The 13812-nt window shown below is 57.1% G+C and carries 15 protein-coding genes; 3 read left to right on the top strand and 12 right to left on the bottom strand.

What is annotated here, in order from left to right; genetic code table 11:
• Positions 1-43 precede the first annotated feature (43 nt).
• Positions 44-262: a protein SlyX gene (locus ACUY4Q_RS02215; RefSeq protein ID WP_458045518.1), complete on the top strand. Its 219-nt coding sequence runs from the start codon at positions 44-46 to the stop codon at positions 260-262.
• A gap of 87 nt (positions 263-349) precedes the next feature.
• On the opposite strand, the gene slyD is transcribed toward ACUY4Q_RS02215, so the two are convergent.
• From slyD to kefG, 4 genes are all read right to left on the bottom strand, one after another.
• The gene (gene slyD / locus ACUY4Q_RS02210; protein WP_458045517.1) at positions 350-949 is read right to left on the bottom strand and encodes a peptidylprolyl isomerase; all 600 of its coding nucleotides are present in this window, start codon (positions 947-949) and stop codon (positions 350-352) included.
• A gap of 94 nt (positions 950-1043) precedes the next feature.
• Entirely contained in the window at positions 1044-1244 is a 201-nt protein-coding gene (locus tag ACUY4Q_RS02205; protein ID WP_458045516.1) for a YheV family putative zinc ribbon protein, read from the bottom strand.
• A gap of 9 nt (positions 1245-1253) precedes the next feature.
• On the bottom strand, positions 1254-3059 hold the full coding sequence (gene kefB / locus ACUY4Q_RS02200) for a glutathione-regulated potassium-efflux system protein KefB (protein WP_458045515.1): 1806 nt from the start codon (positions 3057-3059) through the stop codon (positions 1254-1256).
• Positions 3059-3610 (bottom strand): glutathione-regulated potassium-efflux system ancillary protein KefG, encoded by a 552-nt coding sequence (gene kefG, locus ACUY4Q_RS02195; protein ID WP_458047239.1) that lies wholly within the window; start codon positions 3608-3610, stop codon positions 3059-3061. The genes kefB and kefG overlap by 1 nt, the downstream gene beginning before the upstream one ends.
• A 173-nt stretch (positions 3611-3783) precedes the next feature.
• On the opposite strand from kefG, the gene ACUY4Q_RS02190 reads away from it, so the two are divergent.
• Together ACUY4Q_RS02190 and ACUY4Q_RS02185 are read left to right on the top strand one after the other, a co-directional pair.
• On the top strand, positions 3784-5688 hold the full coding sequence (locus tag ACUY4Q_RS02190; RefSeq protein WP_458045514.1) for an ABC transporter ATP-binding protein: 1905 nt from the start codon (positions 3784-3786) through the stop codon (positions 5686-5688).
• 18 nt (positions 5689-5706) lie between these two features.
• Positions 5707-6639, top strand: a complete 933-nt coding sequence (locus tag ACUY4Q_RS02185) for a LysR family transcriptional regulator (protein ID WP_458045513.1) — start codon at positions 5707-5709, stop codon at positions 6637-6639.
• Between the two features lie 56 nt (positions 6640-6695).
• Here the strand turns inward: ACUY4Q_RS02185 and mdcH are convergent, their stop codons facing one another.
• The 8 genes from mdcH to mdcA all read right to left on the bottom strand — a co-directional run bounded on the left by mdcH (position 6696) and on the right by mdcA (position 13741).
• Entirely contained in the window at positions 6696-7592 is an 897-nt protein-coding gene (gene mdcH, locus ACUY4Q_RS02180; protein WP_458045512.1) for a malonate decarboxylase subunit epsilon, read from the bottom strand.
• Positions 7593-8210: a malonate decarboxylase holo-ACP synthase gene (locus ACUY4Q_RS02175; protein WP_458045511.1), complete on the bottom strand. Its 618-nt coding sequence runs from the start codon at positions 8208-8210 to the stop codon at positions 7593-7595.
• A 2-nt stretch (positions 8211-8212) separates the two neighbouring features.
• Positions 8213-9172, bottom strand: a complete 960-nt coding sequence (locus ACUY4Q_RS02170; protein ID WP_458045510.1) for an AEC family transporter — start codon at positions 9170-9172, stop codon at positions 8213-8215.
• A gap of 121 nt (positions 9173-9293) precedes the next feature.
• Complete coding sequence (gene mdcE, locus ACUY4Q_RS02165; protein WP_458047238.1) at positions 9294-10094, bottom strand: biotin-independent malonate decarboxylase subunit gamma; 801 nt, start codon at positions 10092-10094, stop codon at positions 9294-9296.
• Entirely contained in the window at positions 10094-10927 is an 834-nt protein-coding gene (locus tag ACUY4Q_RS02160; RefSeq protein WP_458045509.1) for a biotin-independent malonate decarboxylase subunit beta, read from the bottom strand. The genes mdcE and ACUY4Q_RS02160 overlap by 1 nt, the downstream gene beginning before the upstream one ends.
• Positions 10920-11219: a malonate decarboxylase acyl carrier protein gene (gene mdcC, locus ACUY4Q_RS02155; protein WP_458045508.1), complete on the bottom strand. Its 300-nt coding sequence runs from the start codon at positions 11217-11219 to the stop codon at positions 10920-10922. Before mdcC ends, ACUY4Q_RS02160 begins: the two co-directional genes overlap by 8 nt.
• Positions 11220-11228: 9 nt before the next feature.
• Positions 11229-12086 carry a triphosphoribosyl-dephospho-CoA synthase gene (locus ACUY4Q_RS02150; protein WP_458045507.1) on the bottom strand — a complete coding sequence of 286 codons (858 nt, stop codon included), beginning with the start codon at positions 12084-12086 and terminating at the stop codon, positions 11229-11231.
• The gene (mdcA, locus tag ACUY4Q_RS02145) at positions 12086-13741 is read right to left on the bottom strand and encodes a malonate decarboxylase subunit alpha (protein ID WP_458045506.1); all 1656 of its coding nucleotides are present in this window, start codon (positions 13739-13741) and stop codon (positions 12086-12088) included. Before mdcA ends, ACUY4Q_RS02150 begins: the two co-directional genes overlap by 1 nt.
• Positions 13742-13812: the final 71 nt, after the last annotated feature.

Raw genomic sequence — 13812 nt, 5'->3', positions numbered from 1 at the left:
CCCCTGCCGCGGTAATCACGCCAGAAACTGAACGAGGTGAAATATGCAGGATGTAACACTGGAAGCGCGTCTGGCAGAACTGGAAAGTCGTCTGGCCTTCCAGGAAATGACCATTGAAGAGCTTAATCAGACGGTTATCGCCCATGAACTGGAGATGGCGAAGCTGCGCGATCTGATGCGACTGGTGACCGAGAAGTTGAAAGCCAGCCAGCCTTCACATCTCGCCTCGCAGTCCGAAGAGACGCCGCCGCCCCATTATTGAGACGTAAAAAAAGCGGGGTAACCCGCTTTTTTTGAACCTGATGACACTCACGCGTATCAGGCCTGGAGAGACATACCCTCAGGGGTATTAGTGGCAGCCGCAGCCGCCATTCCCGCCGCAACCACCTTTACCGTGGCTATGACCGTGGTCGTGATCGTGGTCATGACCATGACCGCCGCAGCAACCATCGTGACCATGGTCGTGGTCATGATCGTGGCCGTGAGCACCGTGAACGTGACCGTGCGCCAGCTCTTCTTCCGTTGCTTCGCGAATTGCCACGACTTCAACGTTGAATTTCAGGTTCTGGCCCGCCAGCATGTGGTTACCGTCAACCACGACGTGCTCGTCTTCCACTTCGGTGATTTCAACCGGCACTGGGCCCTGGTCGGTTTCAGCCAGGAAGCGCATGCCAACCTGCAGCTCGTCAACACCCATGAAGACGTCTTTAGGAACACGCTGAACCAGGTTTTCGTCGTACTGACCGTAAGCGTCGTTAGACGCAACTTCCACGTCGAATTTGTCGCCAACTTCATGACCGTTCAACGCGTTTTCCAGACCAGAAATCAGGGAACCGTGACCGTGCAGGTAGTCCAGCGGCGCACTCACCGGAGACTCATCAACCAACACACCGTCTTCTGTACGTACCTGATAGGCCAGGCTGACCACCAGGTCTTTTGCTACTTTCATGATATCTCCTGAGCGTGGGAAAATTGCTGGCGCAGATTGTAACGGAAATCCGCACCCGTGTACCCTTTAGCTTAAAAAAACTCTGGGTATATCGCTAGTCCGGATGAAAGATCCCAATCACTTGTTCATCTTTGCGAACATGATCGCGCGCTTCCTTATCGGCTTCCCGCATCTGGTGACCACACTTAACACACTCAACAATATCAACATTATTTTCGCGCCACATCGCCAGAGAGTCCTGCGCCTTGCAGGACGGGCACACCGCCCCGGCAATAAAACGTTTACGAATTGCCATACATTTCTCCTACTCGAACTCGTCCCAACCATCCAATTGGCGACGTTCCTGTTGCATTTCACGCTGGAAAATCTCCTCCAGCTCACGTCGCGCTTCCCGAACGCGGGAAATCTGCGACGTATCGGTATGTACCGGCGTCAGCTCACGCAGCATGCGCATATCCAGACGACGGAAATGCAACTGAGCTCGGTGCGCCTGATGCGGATGAACGCCCAATGAGATAAGCGTTTTACGCCCTAATTCCAGAGCACTGGAAAAGGTTTCGCGAGAAAACTGGGTCACGCCCAACTGCAATAATTCATGTGCTTCAACGCGTCCCCGGGCACGCGCCATAATGTTGAGATGGGGGAAATGCTGTTGGCAAAGCTCCACCACCTTCATGGTATCTTCCGGCTCGTTACAGGTGATGACGATAGATTGCGCGGCCTGGGCGCCAGCCGAACGGAGAAGTTCAAGCTGAGTCGCATCACCGTAGTAGACTTTGTAGCCATATTTGCGCATCAGGTTCACCGCACTGATATCGCGCTCCAGAACGGTTATACGCATTTTGTTGGCCATCAATAAACGGCCAATCACCTGCCCAAAGCGGCCAAATCCCACCACAATGACCTGAGGCTGATCGTCTTCTACCCACGGCGCTTCGTCTTCATCTTCCGCCGTGTTGAACCGACGTGATAGCAGCTTATCAATCAGCTTCATCAACAGCGGCGTGGTCATCATCGACAGCGTCACCGTGACCAGTAGCAGCGCCATCTGATCGCCGTGAAACAGGCGTTGCGAGGAGGCAGAAGAGAAAAGAACAAAGGCAAACTCACCGCCCTGGCTCAGCACGCCGGCAAACTGCATTCTTTCGGAGCTTCGCAGGCCATAAACTCGCGCCAGCGCATACAACACCCCTGTTTTAACGGCCACTAAGACGGCGACACTGACCAGCACCCATAACAGATGGGTATAGAGCACCCCCAGGTTTAACGCCATGCCTACCGAGATGAAAAACAGTCCGAGGAGCAGCCCTTTGAAAGGATCGATAGCAATTTCAAGCTCGTGGCGATACTCACTTTCCGCCAGCAGGATCCCGGCAATAAACGTCCCCAGCGCCATCGACAGCCCGAGTGCGTCCATAAATAAGGCCGAACCTAAGACCAGTAATAACGTCGCCGCAGTGAACACTTCCCGCACGCCAGAGGCTGCGATGTAGCGAAAGACCGGGCGCAGCAGATAGCGCCCACCAACTAGCATTACGGCAAAGGCCAGCACCTTCATGCCGATTTTGATCCAATCAGGATGGTCATCGCCATTGCCCGCCAGCAGCGGCACCAGCGCCAGCGCCGGAATCACCGCCAGATCCTGGAACAAGAGCACCGAGAAGCCCAATTGCCCGGATTCATTGCGGTTCATGCCTTTGTCACGCATCAACTGCAACGCCATCGCCGTGGAGGACATCGCCAGCCCAATGCCGCCAATGACCGCGGCCTGCCAGGAGAACTGGGTGAGCATTAACAGTCCGGCGAGAATAGCCGCGCTCAGCAACACCTGCGCCGCCCCAACGCCAAAGATGGAACGCCTTAACGCCCAGAGTTTGGCGGGATTCAGCTCCAGTCCGATGATAAACATCAGGAAAACCACACCCAGCTCGGAGAAGTGCAGGATTTCGTCTACGTCACTGATAAAACCCAGCCCCCAGGGGCCGATGGCAATACCGGCAAGCAGGTAGCCGAGCACCGCACCAATACCGAGTCTGGCCGCGAGCGGCACCGCCACGACAGCGGCAAAAAGGAACAGGACACCGGCCAGCAGTAAATCAGAGCCTTCCATTACAGGCCTCCCGTCATCACCGGTGAAGCCAGCCAGTCACCGTAGGCTTTGGCATGGTTTGCCAGCGCCCCAGGTGGTTGCCTGCGCGCCCAGTAAACAATAATAGGGTTCATCCAGTGCATACGGCACATCGCGGCCGTCAGTTCGAAAGGACGTAAAATATCGCTTAACGGATAACGATTAAGCCCGTCATAGCGATAAGCCGCCTCCGGTTCGCCGGTCGTGATAACACTCCGCCAGTACTTTCCCGCGAGTTGATTCCCTCCGGGGCCACTGGCAAATTCACGCGTCAATACACGATCGAGCCACTCTTTCAGCAAAGCCGGGCAGCTGTAGGTATAAAGCGGATGTTGAAATACGATGACATCATGCTCACGCAGCAACGCCTGTTCCCGCGGGATATCAATAAAAAAGTCTGGATAGTGTGCATAGAGGTCATGCACGGTGACATTTTGCAGTTGCGTTGCCGGCTTAAGCAGAACCCGATTAGCCACCGAGTCCTGTGATTCCGGATGGGCATACAGCAGCAGTACTTTCGCTGTCTGGGACATCATCCCCCTCCCGGGTGTCTTACAGATCATTTTCGTGGCGCTCACGATGCCGCCAGAATGATTTTGTGTAAATTCTTTGTTTTGGGCTACCATTGCGGGCCCGGTGGGGCAAATCGCCCACACCTTACATTATCATAATGACAAATTAACATAGTCTGAACATACGGCACCTTATGATTGTTTTCTCCTCGTTACAAATTCGTCGCGGTGTACGTGTCCTGCTGGACAACGCCACAGCCACCATTAACCCAGGGCAAAAAGTCGGCCTTGTCGGCAAAAACGGCTGCGGTAAATCCACGCTGCTGGCGCTTTTGAAGAACGAGCTGAGCGCCGACGGCGGCAGTTTTACCTTCCCAAATAACTGGCAACTCGCCTGGGTGAACCAGGAAACGCCTGCTCTGCCAATGCCTGCGCTGGATTACGTCATTGATGGCGACAGAGAGTACCGCCGTCTTGAGGCTGAGCTGAACGCCGCGAACGAACGTAACGACGGGCATGCCATCGCTACCGTTCACGGCAAGCTCGACGCCATTGACGCCTGGACTATCCGTTCACGCGCCTCCAGCCTGTTGCACGGGCTGGGGTTCTCCAATGAACAACTGGAGCGTCCGGTCAGCGACTTTTCCGGTGGCTGGCGCATGCGTCTCAACCTCGCTCAGGCTCTGGTCTGCCGTTCAGACTTACTGCTGCTTGATGAACCGACTAACCACCTCGATCTTGATGCCGTTATCTGGCTGGAAAAATGGCTGAAAAGCTATCAGGGTACGCTGATTCTGATCTCCCATGACCGCGACTTCCTTGACCCGGTCGTGGACAAAATCATTCATATCGAACAGGAATCCATGTTCGAGTACACCGGCAACTACAGTTCATTTGAACGTCAGCGTTCAACGCGTCTGGCCCAACAGCAGGCGATGTTTGAAAGCCAGCAGGAGCGCGTCGCGCATCTGCAAAGCTTTATTGACCGCTTTAAAGCCAAAGCCAGCAAAGCGAAGCAGGCTCAAAGCCGTATCAAAATGCTGGAACGTATGGAGATGATTGCGCCGGCACACGTGGACAACCCGTTCCATTTCAGTTTTCGTGCCCCGGAAAGCCTGCCGAATCCTCTGCTGAAGATGGAAAAAATCAGCGCGGGCTATGGCGATCGCGTCATTCTCGATTCCATCAAGCTCAACCTGGTGCCCGGCTCGCGCATCGGTCTGCTGGGGCGTAACGGCGCGGGGAAATCAACGCTGATCAAGCTACTGGCCGGTGAACTGACGCCCTTTAGCGGCGACATTGGTTTGGCCAAAGGGATCAAACTGGGTTACTTCGCCCAGCATCAACTCGAATTTTTACGCGCCGATGAGTCACCGTTACAGCATCTGGCGCGCATGGCTCCCCAGGAGCTGGAGCAGAAGCTGCGTGATTATCTCGGCGGATTTGGCTTCCAGGGCGATAAGGTCAGCGAAGAGACCCGTCGCTTCTCGGGCGGTGAAAAAGCGCGTCTGGTGCTGGCGCTGATCGTCTGGCAACGTCCGAACCTGCTGCTGCTCGATGAACCTACCAACCACCTCGACCTCGATATGCGTCAGGCACTGACCGAAGCGCTGATAGAGTTTGAAGGCGCGCTGGTGGTGGTGTCGCACGACCGTCACCTGCTGCGCTCGACGACTGATGATCTCTACCTTGTGCATGACGGTAAAGTGGAAGCATTCGATGGCGATCTGGAAGATTATCAGCAGTGGTTGAGTGAGGTGCAAAAGCAGGAAAACCAGCCTGCGGATGCTGCAAAAGATAACGCCAACAGCGCCCAGTCACGCAAAGACCAGAAGCGTCGCGAAGCAGAACTTCGCACCCAAACGCAGCCGCTGCGTAAAGAGATAACCCGTCTTGAAAAAGAGATGGAAAAGCTCAACACGCAGCTTGCACAGGCCGAGGAAAAACTGGGCGACAGCGGCTTGTACGATCAAAGCCGCAAAGCCGAACTGACCGACTGTCTGCAACAGCAGGCAAAAGCCAAAGCCGGTCTTGAAGAGTGTGAAATGGCCTGGCTGGATGCGCAGGAACAACTTGAGGCAATGCTGCAAGCCGACTAACCCCAAAGGCAGGCCGAAATGACCCCGGATGTGACCAGTGACATCACCTTTCGCAAGCTCGCGATCTTTATGGCCTTTATGGAGAAAGGCAATATTGCGCGAGCCGCTGAAGTCCTCAATCTGAGCGGGGTGAGCGTGCATCGCGCGCTGCACACCCTGGAAGAGAATGTCCGCTGTCCGTTGTTTACTCATAAAGGGCGCAACTTGTTGCCGCTCCCTGCCGCCTGGACGCTGCTGGAATATTGCCAGGAAGCGATGCAAATCATGGAACGCGGCCTGGTCGAAGCGCGAAAAATGGCGGGCATTGGTCAGGGACGAATCCGGGTTGGCACCCTCTACTCGCTGACGCTGGAAACCGTCCCGCAGCTGATTATGGGCATGAAGCTGCGCCGCCCGGATCTGGAGATGGATCTGACCATGGGCTCCAACGATACCCTGCTGCACAAGCTCGATGAGGGCGCGCTCGATGCTATTCTGATCTCCATTTCCGAGACCGAAATCGACGCGTCAAATCTTGAAGTGTTGCCGCTATTCCACGATGAAATTTATTTAGCCGCACCCGCATCTGCCTCGCTGGACACCACAAAACCCGCCGATCTGCGCGATTATCGTCAGGAGAAATTTGTCTCCCTTGCGGAAGGTTTTGCGACGTACGCCGGGTTCCAGGAAGCCTTCCACATCGCCGGATTTGAGCCGGAAATTGTGACCCGAGTGAATGATATTTTCTCAATGCTGAGTCTGGTGCAGGCGGGGATTGGCTTTTCGCTGATGCCAGGCCGGATGAAAAAAGCTTATGAGAATTCGGTGCAGTTGTTAAAACTCGCCCAGCCGTACCAGATGCAGCAGCAGATAGCGATTGTCTTCGCCCGCAACCGCGAGCGTGACCCGAACCTGCTGGCGCTGGCCGCCGAAGGGCGCATGTACGCGCGCCGATTTCACGCCGAGAATTGAGTGCCGGAGGGCGAATCCCAGGCCCGATAAGGGAAGCGCCATCCGGCAAAACACCGCTACGCGTTAAGCCGCTGCGCCAGATGCAACGCCACTTCGACGCCGCTGCGTTCTAACGAAATCGACTCGCCCACCCAGGTCGCCTGCCGCGTCAGACAGGTCAAAATCCCCCCGGGGGGCATCTCTATCGCCAGACGGGCGTCACGCTCGTTGGCCGCAATAACGGCTTCCTGCCAGCGCACCGTCCGCGCCATGTTCATCGCCAGATCGTCAGCAATCTTTTCCGGCTGCCATAATACCCGCCCGGTACTGCCGCTGAGATAAGCACAGGCTGGGCGCGTGAGCGTGACATCTGCAAAGGCCTGCGCCAGTTTCTGCGCCGGTTCCGCCAACAGTTCGCAGTGGGATGGCACGCTCACCTCAAGGCGGCGCACTTTGTTTGCCCCTTTCGCCAGCGCGTTATCACCCACGCGCGCCATGTCTTCATCACGACCGGCAATCACAATCTGCGTCTCGGCGTTAAGGTTGGCAACGTAGGCCCCACTTCCTTCCAACAAGGCTTCTACCTGCGTCAGCGTCAGCCCCATGATCGCGGTCAGCCCGTAGCCGTGCGGGTATGCCTGCTCCATCAGATCACCGCGAAGCGCCACCAGCTTCAGCGCATCGGCGAAATCAAGCGCGCCGGCAATTACCGCCGCCGGGTAGGCTCCAATCGACAGACCGCTGACGATATCCGGCGACACACCGCGACGCATCAATTCACGCGCCCAGGCCACACCGGCAATAAGCAGCGACAACTGCACGGCGCGGGTATGGTGCAGGGCGTCCGCCGAATCCAGTGTATCGACCTCCGCGCCTAAGACTTCACGCGCCTGCGCCAGTTCGTTGCCAGGCAGGTTATGTAACATCCCCGGATGCTGGGTGCCCTGCCCCGGAAACGTGAACAAAATTTTCATTTATGCCTCCCTCTGCCAGGGATCGCGCACTAACTGCGGCCCCCGGGCTGTTTTCAGCAATGCTTTCCCCTCGCGCAACCATTCAGCCAACGCAAAACCCCCTATTGGGGTATCCACCTGCGTGTCCGCCCGGCACAGCGCCTGGCTGAGCTGTGATTGCCACAATGTGAGTTCCGCCCTCGTGAGCGGGAGCGCCGCGCGGATAATCAAATCCAGATCGCTGTCGGCATGAATCACCGGAATACCGGTGGCCAGCGCATAGCCCGTGCTGCCGGTAATGCCCCATGACCACGGCCAGGACTGGCGGGAAAGCTGCACTGCCACCTGAACCGGTGGCTGAGTGATAAACGGTGAGCGCAGCAGGTCATTTTCAACCGCAAGCTGCTCGGGAGAGACCAGGCGTGCGACATGGGCGGGGCTGACCCACCCTGCCGCACGCTGATCGCGTTTCAGGCCACGCACCCCAACCGGGATGCGCCCATTAGCATCAACATCACGCCGCACCACCACCGGTAAACCGATGTGCCATGCGTTTTCCACCCAGCTTTCGCTAATGCCTTCCAGCGCGTCGCGAGTGGTCAGCCAGAGCAGGTCGTGTGGGCGTGGTGTTGAGAGCATAATTACATTCCTGAAGTCAGCGAGATAAACAGCGGCAGCGACAGAATACACAGTACCGAACTTAACAGCAGCACCGCTTCCGCATCCGGTGACTGCACCCCAAAGCGGTTACCAAATACCACGCCAAAGAAACCAGCGGACAGGGCAATCATCAGGATAGCGGTGATGGCTACCGATCCGTGCAGACCGAAGATCACGACGATCCCCCAGGCAATAGCCGGTTGAATCAGCAGTTTGGCGAGGGTTGAGGTAATCACCATGGTGTTAATTTGCAGTTTACGGGCCGACAGAATCACCCCGGTCAGGAACAGTGCCGCCGCGGTGGCTGACAGTCCCAGCGGTTTAATGGCTGCCAGCAGCAGCTCCGGCATTTTGATACCTATCGCCGAGAGGATCACCCCTAACAGCGGCCCCATCACAATCGGTTTTTTCAGCGAACGCCACATCAGCACCGGCAGCATGGCCAGCGTGGAACCGGTATTGCCCCCTTCCGCACGGGCTTTTTCACGTTCCAGAATCAGCAGACAGAACGGCGTCATCAGCACGGAACCACAGGCGATGGAGACCGCCACGGAGAGCGACGTTGAAGCCCCTTCCCCCAATACGCTGCCCAGAATCGGCAGTCCAAGAGCGGCATAGTTGGGCAGCGCCACGGTCAGCGTCAGTACAGCCGCATCCTGTGGCGACTTCTTGAATACCTTTGTTGCCAGGAAGTAGATAGCGGCGTAGGTAATCCACATGGCCAGCGTCAGCACCAGAATCAGCGGCGACTGGGCGAGAATACCGGTCCAGGGCGTTTGTACCGTGGCGCTGAACAGCGTCGCCGGTAAGGCGAAATCCATAACAAAAATGTTGAGCAGGGAAACATTTTTGTTATCAACCATTTTGGCTTTGCCGGCCCAGAAGCCCAGCAGCATGATGATGAAAATCGGTGCGAGGGCATGAACAATTACGTAAGTCATAAATCACCTGTAATAAGAAGTTTAAGCACTGGCGCGATGATTATTATTTTTCAGGTGCAGCCTCCCGCGCGGGCGCAACGCGTGCGCCCACGGGGGGTACATCTGGCAGGTCTCTTTTTTCTTACCAGCTTGCTTTCATGCGTTCACGCACAAGAGCAGAGCTGCGGCGGTTGTCAGCACCCAGACGATTTTTGAGGGAGGTGTCCTGACGAGCGTCTTTGATGGCCTGTTGCAGCGTGGTTTTCACCAACGCCAGATCGGTTGAGGATGGCGCATCCGGGTTGCTGATATCGAGCAGGTTTTCCAGCAGTCCCAGCGTCGCGTAGTTACTGATGTCGTAAGCCATGGGCGGAATCGTTGCCGCCAGTTTTTCCAGCGCCTCGACGGTTCGCAGCGTGATACGTGCGGCGGACTCTTTCCCCATCGCGTGGATCAATACGCCGCTATCGTTAAACGCGATAAGACGGTTGGCCTGGTAGCCGTGTGCCAGAAACGCACCGGACATCGCTTTACCGACAATAAGGCCAATCACCGGGTGACCGGCGAGGCGCGCATTGGCATACGCCGCTGCGGCGCCGGCCAGCGCCTGATGAATGCCAAAGCCCTCTTCGCGACGACCGTATGCCTGGCTTGGCACGTCAATCACTGCCACAATCGGGCGTTTCACTGCGCTATTCGCATCCGCAGCGATGGTTTCACTGACCACTTTGGCCAGCGTCCAGCCTTCCAGCAGACCCACTTCGCCTTTGGCGGCGCGCGGGTAGTGGTTGTTGGCATCCGGTACCACGGCAATGAAACGTACCGCTTCTCCGTTAAGTTCGCCGTCTGCCGCCTGCACGGACGGGCACAACCCTGCCAGACGCTGGGCGTGTGGGGCGAGGGTGTCGAGCCAGAGTTCGCCACGGCTAATTGGATTGCTCATCATTTCACCTCCCGGGCAAAAAGCGCGTTAATCTGTTCGGCATCCGCCTGTTTACGGGTGTCGAAATGGGTCAGACGTGTGAGGTAGTCGTCGTAATTATCGGTGCGGTGTTTTGCTGGCACGCCTTTGGCAATCGCCGCATTCATCGCCGCTTTCACCGCATTCACGCCGTCACCGACTAACGCATCCACCAGCCCGCTTTGATAGCGCACTTCACCACCGGTCATACTCCAGATAAACGGACGGTCGCGGGAGTCATACTCTTCAATGCCCGCTTCTTGCTCAATGACCTGCGGGCCGTTCAGTCCCAGACGGGCCTCACGGGTGACAATCAGGTAGCTGCACAACGCGGCCGCAATCGACATCCCGCCGAAGCAACCGACGGTCCCGGCCACAATGCCGACCACGGGGGTATAACGACGCAGGTCTACAATCGCCGCATGGATATCGGCAATCGCCGCCAGACCAAGATTGGCTTCCTGCAAGCGCACACCGCCGGTTTCAAGGCTCAGTACCGCCTGGGTCGGGATGCCGTTACGGTTATCTTCTGCCGCCAGCTCGAGCGCCGCCGCCATTTTCGCACCGGAGACTTCACCCATGCTGCCGCCCTGGAACGCGCCTTCAATGGCAACAACCACGGCCGGTTTACCGTTAATCGTCCCTTTCGCGACGATCATGCCATCGTCGGCCTGCGGCACGATGCCCTGGGCACCGAGCCACGGCGACTCAATCCCATCAAAAGGATCGAGCAGTTCGCGGTAGCTGCCTTCATCCAGCAGCGCATGCGCACGCTGACGTGCTTTTAATTCGATAAAACTGCGATCATCACGCATAGCTCACCTCTTCAAAAACCTGTTCGATACGGATGCGTGCAACGCCGGGTGTCGCGCCAAAATCGTGAATGGTCAGTTTGCCTGCCGGCAGGCTGCTGACGGTCTGTAAGCGATTGAACAACGCTTCCCAGCGACCACGGCTGTTGTCGACGGAGGTGGTGATATCAATGGTTAAGGTCTGGCTCTGGTCGGCGGTGAATAACACCTCCATATCTCCTGAACCAACAACCCCTGCCAGCGCTTTGCCGTTTAAGGTACGGCTGGCGGGCACGATTAATGTGATTTTTTCCATAACATCCTCTTAATGCTTGAAATAGGGCGTCCCGACGCGATCGAGAAACAGCGTGGCGGCGAGCAAATCTGCGGCTCCACCGGGCGAGGCATTCAGCGTCAGCATCTGACGATCCAACCTTGCCAGCGCCTGCTCGCCTTCTGGCGTTGCACTGCCCCCCGCGCTTAAGACGGCGCGAGCACCGTGCTGCATGACCTCGAGTCCTTCCATCCCGGCACGAGAAAGCACACAGGTATCGGTGAGCGAGGTCATGATGGCCATCAGGGCATCAAGCCGGGCGTGCGATTCACTGCCACCGTTCTTTCGGCTCACATGCAGCTGTGGCAACCCGTACTGCAAAATATGCGGGAAGGCCTGCTGGGCCTCTTCTCGGGCACCGGGAACACGGTAGCGATGTGTCGCACGTAGCCCTTTACTGAACACTTTGGGCGCCGCGTTATCCGGCAGTTTGGCAAGCGTCGCGGCGGTGGCAGCAATCACGGATGCCGTTGCGTCGCCACCGAGCATTGCCACAGCGCTCACTAACAGTCCCAGTGCCCAAATCGCGCCACGGTGGGTGTTCACCCCGTCCGTGGTGGTCATCATCTGCTGCTCGCCAACACGTCCGAGTCGTCCGATGGTTTGTCTGAGCGCAATGTCCGCAGGTCGGTGCCAGCTTTGTAGCGCCAGCGCCTGAAACGTAGGGGTCAGGCTATGAGCAGAACGTTCCATTAACGCGAGCGTTAAGTCGTGATGTGCGCCGCTCCCCCGACTGTCCACCAGACCGGGTTTCGGGCTCAATCGTGCTTCGTCTATCAGACACTGCGTGGCGGTTCGCGCCAGCCATTCGGCACCGCCTTCAACCTGAATCTGGGGCAGAAGTTTCATTACCAGCTCCGGAATTTCGCAGGTGGGTTGTACAGACCGTCAGACCACTCCACCAGGTCTGCCACGCTGCTTGCCGCCAGCAGAGAGCGGGTTGCATCGGTGCGACGGATGCCCATATCTTCCGGGTAGACCACTTTGCCACTTTGACGCAGTTGGGCGACGCGTTTGGCATCCACACCCAGACCGATGTCCGTGATACCGGCAACTGCGGCGACCATCGCACGGCGCTCTTCCATGCTTTCAGCACGGTAGAGGTAGGCAATGCCCTCTTCGGTCAGCACGTGGGTCACGTCATCGCCATAAATCATGACCGGTGCCAGCGGCATACCGGAGGACTTCGCTACGTCCACAGCGTCAAGGGTTTCGACGAAGCTCGGTTTAGCACCTGCCTGGAAGGTTTCGACCATCTGCACCACCAGCTTTTTGCCGCGCTGCATCGGATCAGGTTCGGTGATCATATTGAGCCAGGCCGGGGTGGCGTGACGACGACCGTGCGGGTCATGGCCCATGTTTGGCGCACCGCCAAAGCCGGACAAACGGCCACGGGTCACCGTGGAAGAGTTGGCAAGGCCATCAATTTGCAGCGTCGAGCCAATGAACATGTCCACAGCGTACTGCCCTGCCAACTGGCAGAAAGCGCGGTTGGAACGCATGGAACCGTCAGCGCCGGTGAAGAAGATGTCCGGTCGTGCGCGGATGTACTCTTCCATCCCCAGCTCACCACCGAAACAGTGCACACTCTCCACCCAGCCGCTCTCAATCGCCGGGATCAGCGTCGGGTGCGGGTTCAGCGTCCAGTGTTTACAGATTTTGCCTTTCAGGCCGAGCTGTTCGCCCCAGGTCGGCAGCAGCAGTTCGATAGCGGCGGTGTTGAAGCCGATACCGTGGTTCAGCGACTGCACCTGATGCTCAGCGTAAATCCCTTTGATGGCCATCATCGCCATCAGGATATGTTCCTGTTTGATCAGACGCGGGTCACGGGTAAACAGCGGTTCGATAAAGAACGGTTTGTCTGCCACAACCACGTAGTCAATCCACGAACCGGGGATGTCCACACGCGGTAAATCACACTCGTCATCCACCAGCTCGTTCACCTGGGCGATAACAATGCCGTCACGGAACGCGGCAGCTTCCACCAGCGCCGGGGTATCTTCCGTACTCGGACCGGTGTAGAGGTTACCTTTGCGGTCAGCTTTATAACCGGCAATCAGCGCCACGTTCGGCGAAAGGTCAACGTACAGGCGGGAGTAGAGTTCGATGTAGGTATGAATAGCGCCGATTTCCAGCAAGCCGTCTTCCAAAAGCTGGGAAATACGCAGGCTTTGGGTGCCTGAAAACGAGAAGTCGAGTTTGCGAGCGATGCCTTTTTCGAAAATATCGAGATGCTCGCTACGCCCGACGCTTGGCATGATCATGTGCAGGTCATGCACTTTCTGTGGGTTCACCTCAGCCAGCGCACGAGAAAGAAAATCCGCCTGCTTTTGGTTGTTGCCTTCGAGCACCACGCGGTCACCCGGTGCTATCAGTTTTTCCAGCATGGCGACCAGGTCGTCGGTCGGCAGCACTTTGCCCTGCACCGGTACGGAGGCCAGACGACGCTGCTTCTCGCTGCGTCGCGTATTCCATACCCGTGGTGGCGTTTGCCCAGATAACATTATTAACCTCCTGATTCAGCTCATCATTTTGATTTGCTTAACGCTGAGTAAAGTGTGCACCCTGATGAGAA

It is taken from the genome of Phytobacter cepae, from assembly GCF_054165735.1.
This window is presented reverse-complemented; position numbering and strand designations above follow the sequence as displayed.